Genomic DNA, 17,810 nt, shown 5'->3' on the forward strand with positions numbered 1-17,810 from the left:
GGCCAGTTTATCCCGCGGAACCGTGGAAGAGTCACCCTGCAAATTCAGGAGCCCTACCATGGTCGACGCCGTCTATGATTCGTCCACCCCGCCGGAGAGCGTGCATCGCATCCATGACGAGGATGCGGGGCTGGACGGCGTGATCGTGCTGCACTCGACCCGGCGCGGACCGGCGGCGGGCGGGTGCCGGCTGTGGCGCTATGCCGATCGCGCCGCGATGGCCGGCGACGCGATGCGCCTCGCCGAGGGCATGACTTACAAGAACGCGATGGCCGGGCTGCCGCTCGGCGGCGGCAAGGCAGTGCTCAACCTGCCCCAGGGGCCGTTCGACCGGCGCAAGTTCTTCGCCGCGTTCGGCCGCGCCGTCGCCAAGCTCGACGGCGGCTATGTCACCGCCGAGGATGTCGGCACAGGCGTCGCGGACATGGAAGCGGTGCGCGGCGAGACCCGCCACGTCGCCGGACTGCCCCCGCAGGGCGGCCGCCCCGGCGGCGATCCCTCGCCTTGGACCGCGCGCGGGGTGTTCCTGGCGATGGAGGAAGCCGCCCGCCGTCAGCTCGGCAGCGAATTGAAGGGCATGCGCGTCGCGGTGCAGGGCCTCGGCCATGTCGGCTCGGCGCTGTGCGGCATGCTCCACCAGGCCGGCGCCCGGCTGATCGTCGCCGAGCCGCGCCCCGGCGTCGCCGCCGAGATCGCCGTGCGCTACGACGCCGAGATCATGGGCCGCGACGCGATCCTCGACGCGCGCTGCGCGATCTTCGTCCCCTGTGCGCTGGGCGGCGTGCTCGATGCCGAGGCGGTGCGCCGGCTGCGCGCGCGGATCGTCTGCGGCGCAGCGAACAACGTCCTCGCCACGCCCGAGGATGGCGACCGGCTCGCCGATCGCGGCATCCTCTATGCGCCCGACTATGTCGTGAACGCCGGCGGGATCATCAGCGTCGCCGGCGAATATCTCGGCTGGGACGCAGTGGAAGTGCAGGCGCGCGTCGAGGCAAGCGGCGAGCGACTGGCCGCCGTGCTCAACCACGCCGCGCGCGAAGGCCTGGCGCCCCACCGCGCCGCCGATGCGCTCGCCCGCGCCCGGATCGGCGCGCCGGCCGCGGCCAGGATGCGCGAAGCCGCCTGAGGCCATGCGCGTCGAGATCGTCGCCGAGCCGAGCGCAGCTTTGCTGTGCCGGCTGATCGGCCTTGCCGCCCAGCTCGACCTGGCTGCGCCCGACATGACGGTGCGCAACGAGGCCGATGCGATGCTCGTTTCGCTGGAGCTGCACGGCGTGGAGAGGCAGATGGGCGCGATTCTCGCCGAGAAGATGCGGCGCTGTATCGGCGTCGCAACGCTGGCAGTGGCGCCCTAGCCCGGCACCCGCACGGTGAAGCAGCTGCCCTTGCCCTGGCCTTCGCTGCATACCGCGATCGTACCTTGGTGCAGCGCGACGAGCTGGCGGACCAGCGCCAGCCCGACGCCGAGGCCGCCCGCGGCGCGGTCGCGGTGATCCTCGACCTGCTCGAAGAGGCGGAAGATCCGCGACTGCATCTCGGGCGCGATACCGACGCCATTGTCCGCCACTTCGATCTCGACCCATCCGTCCGCCGCCCGCGCCCGCAGCGTCACCGCGCCGCCCGCCGGCGTGTATTTCGCGGCGTTGTTGAGCAGGTTCGACACGATCTGGGCGAGCCGCGTGTGATCGGCGTCGATCCAGATCGGCGCCTCGGGGATATCGGCGGTGAAGCGGTGCGCGGCGGCTTCGAGATTGGGAGTGCTCGCCTCGATCGCCGAGCGCAGCACCGTCGCCAGCTCGATCCGCTCCTTTTGCAGCGAGATCTTGCCCTCGCTGATCCGCGAAATGTCGAGCAGGTCCTCGACCAACCGGGCAAGGTGGAAGAGCTGGCGCTCCATCTGCTCGCGGATCGGCTCGGCCTGGTCGGTGCCTGCGCGCTTCTTGAGCATATGCAGGCCCGCGCCCAGCGCGGCGAGCGGGTTGCGCAGTTCGTGCCCCAGCACCGCGAGGAACTCGTCCTTGCGCCGGTCCGCCTCGCGCAGCGCCAGCGACGCCGCCTCGAGCGCGTCGCGCTGCTCGGCGAGCTGGCGGCGCTGACGGTAGAGATCGAAGAAGATCCGCGCCTTGCTGCGCAGCACATCGGCTTCGATCGGCTTCTGGATGAAGTCGACTGCGCCGGCCTCATAACCGCGGAAGCGGCGCTGGTTGTCCGCGCTGCCCGCGGTGACGAAGATGATCGGAATATGGTTGGTGCGCTCGTTGCCGCGCATGAATTCGGCGAGCTCGAAGCCGTTCATGCCAGGCATCTGCACATCGAGCAGCGCCAGCGCGACGTCGTGGACCAGCAGTTCGAGCGCTTCCTCGCCCGATCGCGCCTTCAGCAGCACGACGTCGTCGCGTCGCAGCAGCACTTCGAGCGAAAGCAGGTTCTCCTCGAGATCGTCGACGAGCAGGATATGGACCGGTGCGCTGCTCATGCCGCGCATTCCTTCACGAGATGGTCCGCGATCGCGGCGAGCGTCATCACCCGTGCCGTGGGACATGCCGCCACAGCGGCGAGCGGCATCGCCTCGGCATAAGCTTCGGCGGGTTCCTGGATGAGCGCCGTGCCGCCGGCTTCGACGATCGCCTTGAGCCCGAGCGCACCGTCCGAATTGGCGCCGGAAAGCACCACGCCGACCAGCGCCTCGCCATAGACATCCGCCGCGCTCTCGAACAGCACGTCGATCGCCGGGCGCGAATGGAGCACGGGCTCGTCGCTCGACAGCGCCACCGTCTCGCCCTTCTCGACGAGCAGGTGATAGTCGGACGGCGCGAAATAGATGGTGCCGGGCAGGATCGCTTCCTTGTCCTCGGCCTCGCGCGTCGCCAGCCGGCACTTGGCCTCGAACAGCGGCGCCAGGATGTTGCGTCGCTCGGGCGGGACATGGACGACCACCAGCACGGGCAGCGGGAAGCTTTCCGGCAACTCGGGCAGGATCATCGACAGCGCCTCGATCGCCCCGGCCGAGGCGCCGATCACCACTGCGCGGGCGAGCGTGCCGCTCATCCGTCGCGCCTCTGGTAGATCTTTTCCGCGCGGACGAAGTCGCTGAACGCGCCCGAATGCTCGGAGAAGCGCAGGCTTTCCTTCGAGCCGAGGCCGAGGAAGCCGCCGCGCGGCAACGCATCCTTGAACAGCCCGATCGCGCGGTCCTGCAGCTCGCGGTTGAAATAGATCAGCACGTTGCGGCACGAGATCAGGTGCATCTCGGCGAACACCGCATCGGTAACCAGGCTGTGGTCCGAGAAGACGACCCGGTCCCTTAGCGAGCGGTCGAACACCGCCTTGCCGTAAGCGGTGGTGTAATAGTCCGAGAGCGAGGACTTGCCGCCCGAGGCGCGGTGGTTCTCGGTGAAGGTGCGGATCCGGTCGAGCGAATAGATGCCCTGCGCAGCGGCGTCGAGCGCTTCCTGGCTGATGTCGGTGGCATAGAACAGCGTGCGCTCCTCCAGCCCCTCCTCGCGGAACAGGATGACGAAGGAGTAGAGCTCCTCGCCCGCGCTGCACCCGGCGACCCACAGCTTGAGCGAGGGATAGGTGCGCAGCAGCGGCACCACCTTCTCGCGGATCGCGCGGAAATAATCGGGGTCGCGAAACATCTCGCTGACCTGGACGGTCAGGTAGCCAAGCAGCCGCGGCAGCATCGCCTCGTCGTGCAGCAGCGCGTCCTGCATCGCCGAGAAGGTCTTGAAGCCCAGCTGCTCGCGCGCCTGGCGCAGGCGGCGCTTGATCGAGGCCTCGGCATATTCGCGGAAGTCGTAATGGAAGCGCCGGTACAGCGCTTCCAGCAGCAGCCGGATCTCGATGTCCTCGGTCTTTTCCGACATGGGACTAGCGCGGCATCCAGACGCGGACGAGGCTGAGCAGCTTGTCCACGTCCAGCGGCTTGGCCATGTAGTCGCTGGCGCCGGCATCGATGCAACGCTGCTGGTCGTCGGGCATCGCCTTGGCGGTGAGCGTGATGATCGGCAGCTTCTTCCAGCGCGGGTCCTTGCGGATCGCGCGCGTGGCGGTGAGGCCGTCCATCACCGGCATCATCACGTCCATCAGCACCAGGTCGATCGGGCGCTCGGCATCCGCCTTTTCCAGCGCCTCGATCGCTTCCTTGCCGTTGCGCGCGATCTCGATCTGGGCGCCGCGCGGCTCGAGGATGTTGGTGAGCGAATAGACGTTGCGGACATCGTCCTCGACGACGAGGATCCGCCGGCCTTCCATCACCGTGTCGCGGCCGCGCGCCTGCTGGATCATCTGCTGCTGCTCGGGCGGCAGGTCGGTGACCACCTGGTGGAGGAACAGCGAGACTTCGTCGAGAAGGCGTTCCGGAGAACGCGCGCCCTTGATGATGATCGAGTCCGAATAGCGGCGCAGGCGCTGCTCGTCGTCGGGGCTCAGGTCATGGCCGGTATAGACGATCACCGGCGGGAAGCCGTGATCGCCCTCCTCGCGCAGCGTCTCGAGCAGCGCGAAGCCCGACGCGTCGGGCAGCGTCAGGTCGAGCACCATGCAGTCGAACGTCTCCTCGCGCAGCTTCGCCATGCACTCGGCCGCGGTGCCGACGCCGACGGTCTCGACATCGCCCGAGGCGAGCAGGCGCTTCACCGCGTCGAGCTGCACGGGATCGTCCTCGACGATCAGCACGCGGCGCACCGTGCGGGAAAGCTTGTCGGCGAGCCCGGCCAGCACATTGGCGAGCTCCTCGCGCTTCACCGGCTTTACCAGGTAGCCGATCGCGCCGAGCGACAGCGCGGTCTGGCTGTGATCGTGCGCCGAGACGACGTGCACCGGGATGTGCCGCGTCGCCACGTCTTCCTTGAGCCGGTCGAGCACGGCAAGTCCCGACTGATCGGGCAGGCCGACGTCGAGCACCACCGCGCTCGGGCGATGCTCGCGGGCGAGCGACAGCGCTTCCTCGGCCGTCGAGGCGACGAGGCACTGGAACGCCATCTCATGCGCCAGATCGCGCACGATGCTGGCGAAGTTCGCATCATCCTCGACGACGAGCAGGATGCGGCCGGTCGCCAGCGTGTCGCGATCGTCATCGACGCGGCGGCGCGACACGGCGGGCTTCTTCTTGCCCGGCGCCGGTGCCGGCGCCGCCGCGGCGGCGCGCGGCGCGGCGCCTTCGAGCAGGGGCTCGGAGCGGCTGCCGACCAGCGCGGCGTCATAGACCAGCGGCACGGTGAGGGTGAAGCGGCTGCCCTCGCCCGGGGTGCTGCTGAGCGCGATGGTGCCGCCGAGCAGCCGCGCCAGTTCGCGCGAGATCGACAGGCCAAGTCCGGTGCCGCCGAACTTGCGGCTGATCGTGCCGTCGGCCTGGCGGAAGGCCTCGAAGATGTCGCGCTGCTGCTCCGGCGCGATGCCGATGCCGGTATCGATCACCGACAGCGCGATCCGGTCGCCCTCGACACGGTCGAGCACCAGCCGCACACCGCCCGCCTCGGTGAACTTGAAGGCGTTGGAGAGCAGGTTCTTGAGGATCTGCTCGAGCCGCTGGCGATCGGTCTCGATGCTCGCTGGGCACTCCTTCGCCACCTCGATCGCGAAGTCGAGCCCGCGCTCCTTCGCCACCGGATCGAAGAGCAGGTGCATGTCGCGCTGGAAGCGGTCGAGCGACATCGTGTCGGGCGCGATCTGGATGTGCCCCGCCTCGATCTTGGAGAGATCGAGGATGTCGTTGATCAGCGAGAGCAGGTCGTTGCCCGACGCCTCGATCGTCTGCGCGAACTTGACCTGCTCGTCGGACAGGTTGCCGCCCGGATTGTCGCCGAGCAGCTTGGAAAGGATCAGCAGCGAGTTGAGCGGCGTGCGCAGCTCGTGGCTCATGTTCGCGAGGAAATCGGACTTGTACTGGCTGGCCTGCTCGAGCTCGCTGGCCTTGGCCTCGACGCTGGCATTGGAGCGGCTGAGCTCGTCGCGCTGGTGCTCGAGTGCCTGGGCCTGCTCCTCTAGCTGCGAGTTGGTCTGCTCGAGCTCGACCTGCTGCTGCTCGAGCCGGACCTGCGATTCCTTGAGCGCGCGGCCCTGCTCCTCGAGCTCCTCGTTGGAGACCTTGAGCTCCTCGCTCTGGACCTGCAACTCCTCGGACTGGCGCTGGGTCTCCTCGAGCAGGTCCTTGAGCTCGCCGCGCATCCGCGCCGAGCGCAGCGCGACGCCGATCGACGGCGCGGCGTTCTTGAGAAACTCGACGATCTGCGCATCCACCGACTGGAGGAAGCCGATCTCGATGACGCCCTGCACCGCGGCATCGGCGGTCGCCGGCACGATCGCCAGGTGGCGCGGCTTGTCGCGGCCATAGGCGGAGCCGATCGTCAGATAGCCCTCGGGCACGTCGCTGAGCAGCGCCATTTCCTGGTCGCTCGCCGCCTGGCCGAGCAGCCCCTCGCCGAGCGCGAACCGCTCGACGATCTTCGCGTCGCCCGGCACTCCGCGCGCCGCGACCCGGCGATACTGGCCGCCATTGTCGGCGAACACGGCGCCGCCCTGCGCACCGAGATAGCGCGCCGCGAAGCCGAGGACGTTGCTGCCCAGCTCGTCCATCGTCTGCTCGCCGAGCATCGCGCGGGCCAGCTCGGCCTGGCCGGTCTGCTGCCATTGCTGCTGGTCGCGGGCGGCCGCGGCGCGGCGCAGGAGCAGCCCGACGATCAGGGTCAGCACGATGCCGACGACGCCGGAGAGCAGCCCGCTCACCCAGGCGGTCTGGTAGGCGGCCTCCATCTCGTCGACGCGGATCTGGCGCAGCCGCGCCTCTTCCTGCTGGACCTGGTCGAGCGTCGCGCGAATTCCGTCCATTTCGACCTTGCCGCGGTCGGTGACGACGATCGCCAGTGCCGCTGCGCCGTTCGAGGCGCGGCGCAGGTCGACGGTCTGCTTGAGCTCGGCGAGCTTGGCATCGACGTGGCGGCGCAGCGTGACGAGCCGGGCCTGCTGGCCCTCATTGTCCGCGGTCAGGGTGCGCAGTTCCTCGAGCGCCGGCCCGGTCCGCGCGACCGCATCGTTATAGGGCGCGAGATACTGGTCGCGGCCGGTGAGCAGATAGCCGCGCTGGCCGGTCTCGGCGTCCTGCAGGGTCGAGAACAGCGCGTCGATCGAGACGATCACGTCGTGCGAGTGCTGGATCTTGCGGCTGTCCTCGCGCAGCACATTGACGTTCATCAGCGCGATCGCGCCGCTCAGCACGAAGAACAGGATCACCAGCCCGAGGCCGACGCCCATCCCCAGGTTGATCCCGGACTTGGGCGCAGCGGAAGTGCGTGCCACGGAAAGCGAATCCATCTCGAGCCCGGCCTTTGTTGATTGGTGCCGTTCGCGTATCGAGTTTCCGGAGCAAGATCAAAGGCATTCGGGGCGGCCCGCTACCCCGCGATCACCCGCTCGACGAGCTGCTGGAACACCCGCGCGGTCGCCGCGACATTGGCGGCCGACACGCAGCGCGCATCGTCGCTCGCGACATGGTGGTGGCGGTGCAGGCCGAAGACCGCGGCGACATTCCGGTAGCCCGCCGCCAGGATCTCTGTCTGCTCGCCGGCCGAAAGCAGGTCGCTCGAATAGGGCGCCTCGAGTCCTACCTGCCCGGCGAACAGCGTGCGCGCCAGCGGCAGCAGCGCCGGGGTGACCGAGAGGAAGCGCTGGGTGTCGATGCTCGGCAGCACCTGGCCGGTCAGGTCGTGCCATTCCTGCGACGCGACATTGGCGCCGAGATGGAGCCAGAAATGCGTGTCCTCGGGCTTGGGCGCCGTCGCCTTGAGCGCCTCGGCCGCGCCGAGATTCTCATATTCATGGCCGCTGTTGCAGATGAAGGCGAGGTTGTGCTGGGTTACCGCCTTGCTCGCCCAGCGCGCCAGCCACAGCCACGCCGCAATGCCGCCGCCGCGCTCGCCGGCGCAGCCATACCAGCCCGAGCGCGGCGTGGAGACCGCGAGCCACGTCTTCTTGCCGCGATCGAGCCGGCCGATGAAGTTCGACGCGGGGCGGCGCCCGCCCTCGCCGGTCACCACCAAAGTCGCCGTCTCGCCGCGGATCGTCGCCGCCAGGAATGGCCCGGCATCCGCCGGCGCGAGCAGCGCCACCGGGCCGGCGAACATCGGCTTGCGGCCATCGGCGTTGAGCGCGATCACCTTGCCCGTCGGCCCGTTGGTGATCACCACCACCGCCCGGGCGCCCGCCGCAAAGGCCGCCGCGATCGGCTCGCGCACCGGCTTGACCATCGCGGTAGACCAGCGCGCATAGGGCAGGTCGAGCAGCGCCACCGCGCCGGCGAGCGAACCCGCCGCACGGCCCGCACCATCGATGCGGACCAGCGGACCGGTCACGCCGTCCGCTCCGGTCGGCACCACCACCGGCTGCGGCCAGACCGCCGCCCTGGCACCGCCGCACGAGAGCTCGCAGCGCTGGGGGATGAAATAGGGAGTAGAGACCGGCTGCTGCTCGACCTTGAAGCCGAGCGCCGCGATCTCCGAGGCGAGCCAGGCGCCACAGCCATTGTCGCCCGCGCCGCCGGCCTGCTTGCTGCCGAAGCCGATATAGCGCTCAAGATCGCCGGCCACCTTCGCGGCCAGGTCCTCGGGCGCCTTGGCCAGCGCCGCGCCTGCCGGCAGCGCTGCGCTGCGCGCCAGGAATCCCCGCCTGCTAGCTCCGAGCATTTCGCCTTCTCCCAAGCAACAACACGCAGACCAGCGATATCACGCAGGTCACGCAGAGATAGATCGAGATCGAAAGGCTGGTGTCGTAGCGTGCGAGCAGCGCCGTCGCGATGATCGGGGCAAAGCCGCCGCCCGCCACCGTGCCGATCTGATAGCCGAGCGAGGCGCCCGAATAGCGCACTTCCTTGGGGAAGAGCTCGGCGAACAGCGCGGCCTGCGGCCCGTACATCATGCTGACGAAAATCAGCGCCACCGTGATCGCCACCGTCACCGCGACCGGCGAGCCGCTCTCGATCAGCGGGAACACCGCAAAGGCCCAGACGCCCGAGAGGATCGCCCCGAACACGAAGATGCCCTTGCGCCCGAAATGATCGGACAGCGCGCCGCACAGGATCAGCGCCGGCATCATCGCCAGGCTGCCGATCATCACCGCGGTGAGCAACGTCTCGCGCGGGATACCGACCGTCGCGGTGCCATAGGCCACCGCATAGGTGATCGCGATGTAGAAGCAGACATTGTTGGCGATGAACGCGCCACCGGCGAGCAGCACCTGGCCGCCATGCTCGCGCAGCACCGTCCAGATCGGCGAGCGCGGCGCCTCCTCGCGCGCCGGCGCAGGCCCCTCGGGCTCGGCCACGGTCCGGTGCATGACCAGCCCGACTCCGATCAGCGTGACGCTGAGCAGGAAGCCGATCCGCCAGCCCCAGGCATTGAAGCTCGCCGAATCGATCAGCGCGCTGGTGATCAGGAACACGGTATTGGCGAGCACCACGCCGAGCGGCACGCCGATCTGGACGAAGCTGCTGTAGAAGCCCTGCCGGTTGGCCGGCGCGCTCTCTATCGCCATCAGCGCCGCCCCGCCCCATTGCCCGCCAACCGCGAGTCCCTGGACGAAGCGCAATATCACCAGCAGCAGCGGCGCCAGGCTGCCCGCGATCGCGTAGCTCGGGAGCAGGCCGATCAGCGTCGTCGCCGCGCCCATGATGAACATGGCGGTGACCAGCGCGCGCTTGCGGCCGTGCAGGTCACCGAAATGGCCGAACAGCATGCCGCCGATCGGCCGCGCGATGAAGCCGACCGCAAAGGTGCTGAACGCCGCGATCTGCGCGATGAAGGGCGGCAGGTCGGCCGGGAAGAACAGCTTGGGGAAGACCAGGGCGGCCGCCGTGCCGTAGATGAAGAAGTCATACCATTCGATCGCCGCGCCGGCCGAGGCCATCGCCGCGATGCGCATGCTGGGCTTGCCCTTGGGCGATGATTGCGTTGCCAAGACGGGCCTCCCGATGGTGCCGAGAATAAAGAGCTGCCGGCTTCGCGAAAGAAGAAGCGAAGCCGGCAGAAAGTCAGGCGGAGATGGATCCCGCCCCGGATTTTACCAGCGGGTGGAAACGCTGACGCCGATCGTCCGCGGCTTGTTGTAGCGCACCGACAGCGGATAGCCCGCCTGCATGAACTTGAGCACCTGGATCTGGGTGTCGGTCAGGTTGCGCGCGAACACCGCGACCTGGACCTTGCCGACATTCAGGCCCGCCTGGGCGCCGAAGATGTCGAAATCGGTCATCGGGATCGCCGGGGTCGATGCGGTCACCGTATCCTGGATGCCGCCGCGCTGGCCCTGATAGTTGAAGTTGACGAAGATGCTTTCCTTCTCCGTCAGAGGGTGGCGGTAATTGACCGAGGCCGACATCGTCCAGTCGGGGATCTGCGCCACCGAGCTGTCGAGCGTCGGCAGACCGGTCACACCGGCCGGCACCTTGATGAAGTGCGCGCGCTGGGTGGCTGCGTTCAGCCCCAGCGAGAACATGCCGCCGGCCAGCTTCCAGCGCCCGTCGAGCGCGGCCTCGAGCCCTTTGGCCTCGATCGTGCCGCCATTGACGTTGAACTGCTGCCCGGCCTGGAGGCAGGCATTGGTGACCGTGCAGCCGTCGTTGATGCTGGTGATCGCGTCCTTGGTGCGCGACAGATAGGCCGAGAGCCGCAGGAAGACGCCCTTGGTCACCGTCGACTTCACGCCGGCTTCATAGCCGACCGTGGTCTCGTTGTCGTAGGTGTACATGAACGGGTTGGGCGCATTGGCGTTGAACGAGCCGTTGTTGACGCCGCCCGCGCGGTAGCCGGTGCCGATCTTGGCATAGAGCAGCGTGTGCGTGTCTCCCGGGAGCTTGTAGCTCGCCGTCGCCGTGAACGCCGGCTGCTCCTTCTTGAACACGAAGGTGGTCGGCAGGCGCGTATAGGTCGTGGTGTAGAGCGCGTAGATATATTGCGACGCGGTCTTGTAGTCGTGCGAGATGCGCGCCTCGCCGGTCAGCGACAGGTCGCCGAGCTGATAGGTCAGCGACGCATAGGCCGCGAGCGAGTAGATGCGCTGCGCGGTGTTGCTGTCGGTGCCGTAGATGCCCGCCGGTATCGCCGGGCAGGCGGTCGAGGTCGGCAGCGGCTTGAGGCAGACCCGGTCGGTCGGCGTGCCGGTGCAGACGCTCTGCGTCACCAGCGTGAAGGCGCAGGGCGAGCTGTTGATCGCCAGGCGGTAATCGTCCTTCTGGTACAGCCCTTCGGCGCCGACGATCCAGTTCAGCTTGCCGCCATCCGCCGTGCCGGTGAGGTGGAGGTCCTGGTAGAGCGTGCGATCGACGACGTTGGTGTGGACCTGGGTGAACGGATAGATGCCGAGCTCGCCCTTCTGGCGCATCGTCTGCAGCGTCGCGAAGTCGATCGCGGCGCCGTAGAACTGGCTCGAGCGCCAGCGCGTCGCCATCGTCGTCGATTCGAGCTTGGCCCAGCCGAAGTCGTAGCTGGCGTTCAGCATCACCCGGCCGACCTTCTGGTTCAGCCCGTCCTTGCCGTCGTGCGGCAGCACGTAGCGCGACTGGTAATAGCCGAGCGGCACCGCGGTGTTGGTGCCCGGCGCGATCACCAGGCTGTTGACGAAGCTCGGCAGGCTCAGGTCCTGCCCGTCGACGAGCAGGTTCACGTCGAGATTGCCCGAGCGATAGCGCAGCTGGGCGCGGCCGTTCCAGCCATGCGTGCTGTCGTAATAGCGGTCGTGGTTGGGATCGTAGTAGAAGCCGCGGCCCTGGGCGTAGATCTCGCCGCCCACGCGCAGCGCCAACTTGTCGCTCAGCGGCTCGTTGACCACCGCGGCGAAGCGGTTCTGGTTCAGCCCGAAACTGAACGTGTCGCGCACATAGCCCGAGCTTTGGAACTTGGGCTTGGCGAGGACGATGTTGACCACGCCGAATTCGGAGTTGCGCCCGTAGAGCGCGCCCTGCGGGCCCTCGAGCGATTCCACCCGCTCGACGTCGAAATAGTCGAGCGTCTTGAAGTTGCGGCCGCCGAGCGTCGAGCTGCCGACATAGGCGCCGTTGACGAACAGGCCGACGCCCGAATCCGCGCCGGTGGCGCGCGCCGTGCCCGATCCGCGGATCGAGACTTCGGCGAGGTTCTCGCTGGCGACATCGTTGAAGCGCACGCCCGGCACGGTGTTGAGGAGGTCGCCCGAGCCGGCGACCGGGCCCTTCGCGTCGAGCTGGTCGCCGGTAACGGCGTTGATCGTGCCCGGCACGTCGCGGATGCTCTCCTCGCGGCGGCGCGCAGTGACGAGAATGTCGTCCTGGCTCTGCCTGGCGGCCGGAGAGTCCTGGGTTTCCTGAGCGGCGGGCGCCGCCTGGGCGCTGTCGCCGGCGGCGGTGCTCTGCGCCAGAGCCGGCGTGGCGACCACGAGCGCAAGGGTTGCCGTAGTGGCAAGAAAATCTCGCATGCATCCTCCCATGGCGCGCATTTTTGCGGCGCCTGCCTTTTCATCGGTCCAATGCGAGCCCGAGTCAACAGATTGTACGACAATCTTTGTTTGATAGTCCGACAAATCTCTTGCTCCGTCCGGCGGCGCGCAATAGAAATGCGCTTGCGGAATGGGCAAGCACCCGAAGGGCGCAACCAATCCGCGAGAGGGCAAGCCTTTGACGGACCACATGGAATCACCAGCCGGCAGGGAGTCGACCGACGCAGCGGAAGCGCGTTCGGTGGCGAGCGCCGACGACTTGGCCCATGTGCTGCGCCTGCGAATCCAGCGCAGCGAGCTTGCGCCCGACGAATGGCTGCGCGAGGTGCGGCTCTGCGCCGAGTTCGGAGTCGGCCGCTCGATCGTCCGCCGTGCGCTGCGCACGCTCGCCGATGACGGACTGATCGAGATCGAGGAGAATCGCGGCGCGCGCGTCTCCGCCACAACCGTGGAGGAAGTTTTCGACCTCTACGAGGTGCGCGCCGCGCTCTATGGCCTGGCGGCACGCTTCGCCTGCCTGCGCGGCTCGGATGCCGCGATCCGCCGCATGCTCGTCAACATCGACCGGATGCTGAGCGACGCGGCGGCGGGTGTGCCCGGCGAGCAGATCATCGAGATCAGCGAGGCGATCTTCAGCGAGATGGCCCAATCGGCCAGCCTCGACGCGCAGAAGATGATCGAGGCGGTGCGCCGCAAGACGCGCTTCCACTTCTCCTATGTCGCGCTCGCGATCAACGCGAACACGCCCGGTCCCTATGAATATTGGCGCCGGGTGCGCGCCGCGCTGGTCGAGCGCGACGCCGACAAGGCGAGCCAGGCGGCCCGCGACATCCTCTATTTCATGCAGGGCGAAGTCGCGCGGATCATGCTCGCGCGCGGCCCGCGCGTTCGCGAGGACGCGCCGCTGCCCTCCCCTGCCGTCCCGATAAAGCGCCGCGCGAGCGCCAATACCAACAGGAGATGAGAATGCACGGTCGATCGCACCTGAAGGCCCTCATGGTTGCAGCGGCGCTCGCCGCCGTGGCGACTGCGCCCGCAGCCCCCGCCCGGAACGGCCCCGCAGCGCCGGCCGCTATCGCCGGCGACGCGGCGATGACCAGCCTGCTCGATTATCTGCGCAACCAGAACAGCACCGGCTTCCTGGTGATCCAGAACGGCAAGATCCTGGTCGAGAAGAACTTCCCCGCGCCCGAGGGCGATCCGCAATTCCCGCTCTTCGTCTATGGCAAGACCGGCGACGGCGCGCTGCTCGAGGATGTCGCCTCGCAGCAGAAAAGCTTCGTCTCGGTGCTGGTCGGCGTCGCGATCGACAAGGGGCTGCTCGATGTCGAGAAGCCGGTCTCCGACTATATCGGCGCCGGCTGGTCCAAGGCGTCGCCCGAGCAGGAGGCGAAGATCCGCGTGATCGACGTGCTCCACATGGCGTCGGGCCTGAACGAGAAGTTCGGCTTCGAGGCGCCGTCGGGCACCAAGTTCTTCTACAACACGCCGGTCTACGCGATCACCAAGCGCGTGGTCGCCGCCGCCGCCAAGCAGCCGCTCGAGACGATCACCCGCGACTGGCTGACCGCGCCGGCGGGCATGGCCAACACCGCATGGCGCAAGCGCCCCGCCGCGCTCGCCAGCATCGGCAATGATACCGGCCTGGTCACCACTCCGCGCGACACCGCGCTGTTCGGGCTGATGATCCTCAACAACGGCGTGTCGAACGACGGCAAGCGGGTGATCTCCGAAGCCAGCCTCAAGCTGATGTTCGAGCGCTCGCCGACGAACCCGGCCTATGGCCGGCTCTGGTGGCTGAACGGCGGCGACTACATGATGGGCGCGCTGGGCAACCGCAAGGAAGGCCCGCTGGTCGCCGCCGCGCCGGCGGACATGGTCGCCGCGCTCGGCGCGTTCAACCGCCGCCTCTATGTGGTGCCGAGCAGGAAGCTCGTCGTGGTGCGCACCGGCGCGACGGCGCCCGACAAGGATTTCGATCAGCAGCTCTGGCTGCGGCTGAACAAGGTGATCGGCTGAAGCCGGCCCGAACCACGACATATCGGAGGGAATGATGGGAATAGCGCACCGCTTCGCGGCGCTTGGGCTGGCGCTTGCCGGCACCGCCGCCGTCAATGGGGCCGAGGCCCAGTCGATCGTCAAGGCACCCGCGGGCAGCGTCCGCGGCGTCCAGGCCGACGGGCAGAAGGTGTTCAAGGGCATTCCCTATGCGCTGCCGCCGGTCGGTGAGCGGCGCTGGAAGCCGCCGGTCGCCGTCCCCGCCTGGGCCGGCGTGCACGACGCGACGGCGTTCGGCCCCGCCTGCCAGCAGCCGCCCGCGCCGCCGAGCAGCATCTATGCCGAGACCTATCCGGCGATGAGCGAGGACTGCCTGTCGCTCAACATCTGGGCGCCCGCCGGCGCGAAGAAGGCGCCGGTGTTCGTGTGGATCCATGGCGGCAACCTGGTGCGCGGCTCGTCGCAGCAGGCGATGTTCGCCGGCGACAACCTCGCCCGGCGCGGCGTCATCGTCGTCTCGATCAACTATCGGCTCGGCGTGTTCGGCTATTTCGCGCACCCCGGCCTCAGCGCGGAATCGCCTGACGGCACCTCGGGCAATTACGGCGTGATGGACCAGATCGCCGCGCTGCGCTGGGTCAGGGCAAACATCGCGGCGTTCGGCGGCGACGCCGGCAACGTGACGATCGCCGGCGAGTCCGCCGGCGGCCTCGCCATCCTCCACCTCCTCGCCGCGCCCCAGGCGCGCGGGCTGTTCAGCAAGGCGATCGTCCAGAGCGCCGCGCTGATGAACATCCCCGACCTCAAGGAGATGAAGCACGGCGTGCCCTCGGCCGAGGCGCTGGGCGTGCACTATGCCGGCGCGATCGGCGCCAAGACCGTTGCCGAGCTGCGCGCGATCCCCGGCCCCGATCTCGCCGCGCTGGCGGCCAAGGCCGGCTTCGCCTCGACCGCGATCGTCGACGGCAAGGTCCTGCCCCGCCAGCTGATCGAGACGTTCGAGCGCGGCGAGCAGGCGCATGTCCCGCTGATGACCGGCTTCACCGCCGGCGAGATCAGCACGATGAAGTCGATCCTGCCCGGCCTGCCCGAGGCATCGACCTTCACGCCCGCCAGCTACGAAGCGAAGATCCGCGCCAGTTACGGCGAGTTCGCCGACACCTTCCTGCGGCTCTACCCGTCGAGCGACATCGGCAAGTCGATGCTCGCCGCCGCGCGCGACGGCTTCTTCGCCTGGAACTCGCAGCGGCTGGTGCGCGATCAGGCCAAGGCCGGCCAGCCGACCTATCTCTATTATTTCGACCATGGCTATCCGGCGGCAGACGCGGCCGGCATCCACGCCTTCCACGCGTCCGAAGTGCCCTACATGTTCGGCACGATCGACCGCGTCACCAGCCTGTGGCCGGCGATCCCGCAGACCGAGGCGGAGCGCAGCCTTTCCGATGCGATGGTCGGCTATTGGGCGAGCTTCGCGCGCTCCGGCACGCCCAGCGCCGCGGGCCAACCCGCCTGGGCACCCCATAACCGGGACGCCGCCTACATGCTCTTCTCCGACAAGCCGCACGCCGCGGCCAACCTCAAGCCCGAGGAATATGCGCTGAACGACGAGATCATCTGCCGCCGCCGCGCCGCGGGCAACATCCCCTGGAACTGGAACATGGGCGTGATCTCGCCGCCGCTGCCGCCCGCCGTGGAGACCTGCAAGTGATCGATGGCTCCATGCAGGATTTCCCGCTGACGCTCGATCGGATCGTCGATCACGCAGCGAAATGGCATCCCGAAGTCGAAGTGGCGACCGGCGGCGAAGGCGGCGCGATCGCCCGCACGACCTATGCCGAGCTGCGCACCCGCTCGCACGCGGTCTCGCGCCTGCTCGCCGATCTCGGCACCCGTACCGGGGACCGCGTCGCCACGCTGGCGTGGAACAGCCAGGCGCATGTCGAGAGCTGGTATGCGATCATGGGCATGGGCGCGGTCTGCCACACGCTCAACCCGCGCCTCACCGCCCCGCAGCTCGCCTGGATGCTCGCACAGTCGGGCGCGCGTTTCCTGATCGTCAGCGCCGACCTGATGGTGCTGGCGCTCAAGATCCTCGACGATGCGCCGGGCATCGAGCGCGTGTTCGTGATCGATGGCGAGGTCTCGCCGAAGAGCTACGGCACCGCCCGGATCGCGCCGCTCGAGCCGCTGATTGCCGAAGGCAATAGCGACTTCGCCTGGGGCGATTTCGACGAGAAGGCGCCGAGCGGCCTGTGCTTCACCTCGGGCTCGACCGGCGCGCCCAAGGGCGTGACCTACACGCACCGCTCCAGCTTCATGCACACGCTGCGGCTGCTCCAGGCCGACGTATCGGGCATCACCAGCCGCGACGTCGTCATGCCCGTCGTGCCGATGTTCCATGCCAATGCCTGGGGCCTGCCCTTCGCGGTGCCGGCGGCCGGCGCCAAGCTCGTCCTGCCCGGCCGCCATCTCGACGGCGCCAGCCTCGCCCGGCTGATCGCGGCGGAGGGTGTGACGATCGCGGTGGGCGTGCCCACCGTGTGGCTCGGCCTGTGCGATCATCTCGACGCAACCGGCACCACCCTCCCGTCGCTAGAGCGGATCATCGTCGGCGGCGCGCCGATGCCGCCCGCGCTGATGGAGCGGATCGAAGGCCAGCTCGGCATTCCCGTCCAGACCAGCTGGGGCATGACCGAGCTGTCGCCGGTCGGCACCTTCGGCGTGCTCAGCAACCCGGACCGCGATGCGCTGATCTCGGGCCGCCCCGCGCTCGGCATGGACCTGCTGCTGATGGACGAGAGCGGCGTGCCGCTGCCCGAGCAGCGCGATGTCGAGGGCCGGCTGCACGTGCGCGGCGCCGCGGTGATCGATCGCTATTTCGGCCAGGAGCGCAGCGCGACCACCGCGGACGGCTGGTTCGACACCGGCGACCTCGCCAGGATCGACCGCGCCGGCAACCTGATGATCACCGGCCGCGCCAAGGACCTGATCAAGTCGGGCGGCGAGTGGATCAATCCGGCCGAGATCGAAGCGGTGGTCAGCGCGCTGCCGCAAGTCTCGCTTGCCGCGGTGATCGGTCGCAGCGACATCAAATGGGGCGAGCGACCGCTGCTCCTCGTCGAGCTGCGCGAGGACCAGGAGATCAGCGACCAGGAGCTGCTCGGTGCGCTGCGCGGCCAGGTCGCCTCCTGGTGGATCCCCGACACGGTGGTCCGCGTCGCCGCGATGCCGCGCGGATCGACGGGGAAGATCGACAAGCTGCAGCTACGGGCGGCGTATAGCGGGGCATAAAATCCTCCCTCGCGAAGCGGGGGAGGAGGACCAGCCGAAGGCTGGTGGAGGGGGCATGGCCG

13 protein-coding genes are annotated in these 17,810 nt (G+C 68.6%); 6 read left to right on the plus strand and 7 right to left on the minus strand.

Annotated elements, in window-relative coordinates; all coding sequences use genetic code 11:
* Positions 1–58 precede the first annotated feature (58 nt).
* Together ABLE38_RS06220 and ABLE38_RS06225 are read left to right on the plus strand one after the other, a co-directional pair.
* The gene (locus tag ABLE38_RS06220; RefSeq protein WP_348973291.1) at positions 59–1,126 is read left to right on the plus strand and encodes a Glu/Leu/Phe/Val dehydrogenase dimerization domain-containing protein; all 1,068 of its coding nucleotides are present in this window, start codon (positions 59–61) and stop codon (positions 1,124–1,126) included.
* Positions 1,127–1,130: 4 nt separating this feature from the next.
* A complete protein-coding gene (locus ABLE38_RS06225; protein WP_348973292.1) occupies positions 1,131–1,355 on the plus strand; it encodes a hypothetical protein in 225 nt (74 codons plus the stop codon).
* On the opposite strand, the gene ABLE38_RS06230 is transcribed toward ABLE38_RS06225, so the two are convergent.
* The 7 genes from ABLE38_RS06230 to ABLE38_RS06260 form a co-directional block, all read right to left on the minus strand.
* Entirely contained in the window at positions 1,352–2,476 is a 1,125-nt protein-coding gene (locus ABLE38_RS06230) for a hybrid sensor histidine kinase/response regulator (RefSeq protein ID WP_348973293.1), read from the minus strand. The genes ABLE38_RS06225 and ABLE38_RS06230 overlap by 4 nt on opposite strands.
* Positions 2,473–3,048 carry a chemotaxis protein CheB gene (locus tag ABLE38_RS06235; RefSeq protein WP_348973294.1) on the minus strand — a complete coding sequence of 192 codons (576 nt, stop codon included), beginning with the start codon at positions 3,046–3,048 and terminating at the stop codon, positions 2,473–2,475. The genes ABLE38_RS06230 and ABLE38_RS06235 overlap by 4 nt, the downstream gene beginning before the upstream one ends.
* On the minus strand, positions 3,045–3,869 hold the full coding sequence (locus ABLE38_RS06240) for a CheR family methyltransferase (RefSeq protein WP_348973295.1): 825 nt from the start codon (positions 3,867–3,869) through the stop codon (positions 3,045–3,047). The genes ABLE38_RS06235 and ABLE38_RS06240 overlap by 4 nt, the downstream gene beginning before the upstream one ends.
* 4 nt (positions 3,870–3,873) lie before the next feature.
* Positions 3,874–7,254 carry a response regulator gene (locus tag ABLE38_RS06245; RefSeq protein ID WP_348974453.1) on the minus strand — a complete coding sequence of 1,127 codons (3,381 nt, stop codon included), beginning with the start codon at positions 7,252–7,254 and terminating at the stop codon, positions 3,874–3,876.
* A gap of 140 nt (positions 7,255–7,394) precedes the next feature.
* A complete protein-coding gene (locus tag ABLE38_RS06250; protein WP_348973296.1) occupies positions 7,395–8,681 on the minus strand; it encodes a hypothetical protein in 1,287 nt (428 codons plus the stop codon).
* Positions 8,668–9,951, minus strand: a complete 1,284-nt coding sequence (locus ABLE38_RS06255; protein ID WP_348973297.1) for an MFS transporter — start codon at positions 9,949–9,951, stop codon at positions 8,668–8,670. Before ABLE38_RS06255 ends, ABLE38_RS06250 begins: the two co-directional genes overlap by 14 nt.
* 102 nt (positions 9,952–10,053) lie before the next feature.
* Entirely contained in the window at positions 10,054–12,438 is a 2,385-nt protein-coding gene (locus ABLE38_RS06260; RefSeq protein ID WP_348973298.1) for a TonB-dependent receptor, read from the minus strand.
* 211 nt (positions 12,439–12,649) lie between these two features.
* Here ABLE38_RS06260 and ABLE38_RS06265 point away from each other — a divergent pair, with 211 nt between their 5' ends.
* From ABLE38_RS06265 to ABLE38_RS06280, 4 genes are read left to right on the plus strand one after another with little or no spacing between them, the layout of a single operon-like run.
* A complete protein-coding gene (locus ABLE38_RS06265) occupies positions 12,650–13,423 on the plus strand; it encodes a GntR family transcriptional regulator (protein WP_348973299.1) in 774 nt (257 codons plus the stop codon).
* 2 nt (positions 13,424–13,425) lie between these two features.
* Positions 13,426–14,478, plus strand: coding sequence for a serine hydrolase (locus ABLE38_RS06270; RefSeq protein ID WP_348973300.1), 1,053 nt, complete (start codon positions 13,426–13,428; stop codon positions 14,476–14,478).
* Positions 14,479–14,509: 31 nt separating this feature from the next.
* The gene (locus tag ABLE38_RS06275) at positions 14,510–16,165 is read left to right on the plus strand and encodes a carboxylesterase family protein (protein WP_348973301.1); all 1,656 of its coding nucleotides are present in this window, start codon (positions 14,510–14,512) and stop codon (positions 16,163–16,165) included.
* Positions 16,162–17,748, plus strand: coding sequence for an AMP-binding protein (locus ABLE38_RS06280; RefSeq protein WP_348973302.1), 1,587 nt, complete (start codon positions 16,162–16,164; stop codon positions 17,746–17,748). The genes ABLE38_RS06275 and ABLE38_RS06280 overlap by 4 nt, the downstream gene beginning before the upstream one ends.
* Positions 17,749–17,810: the final 62 nt, after the last annotated feature.

It is taken from the genome of Sphingomonas sp. KR3-1 (assembly GCF_040049295.1).
GTDB lineage: Bacteria > Pseudomonadota > Alphaproteobacteria > Sphingomonadales > Sphingomonadaceae > Sphingomonas.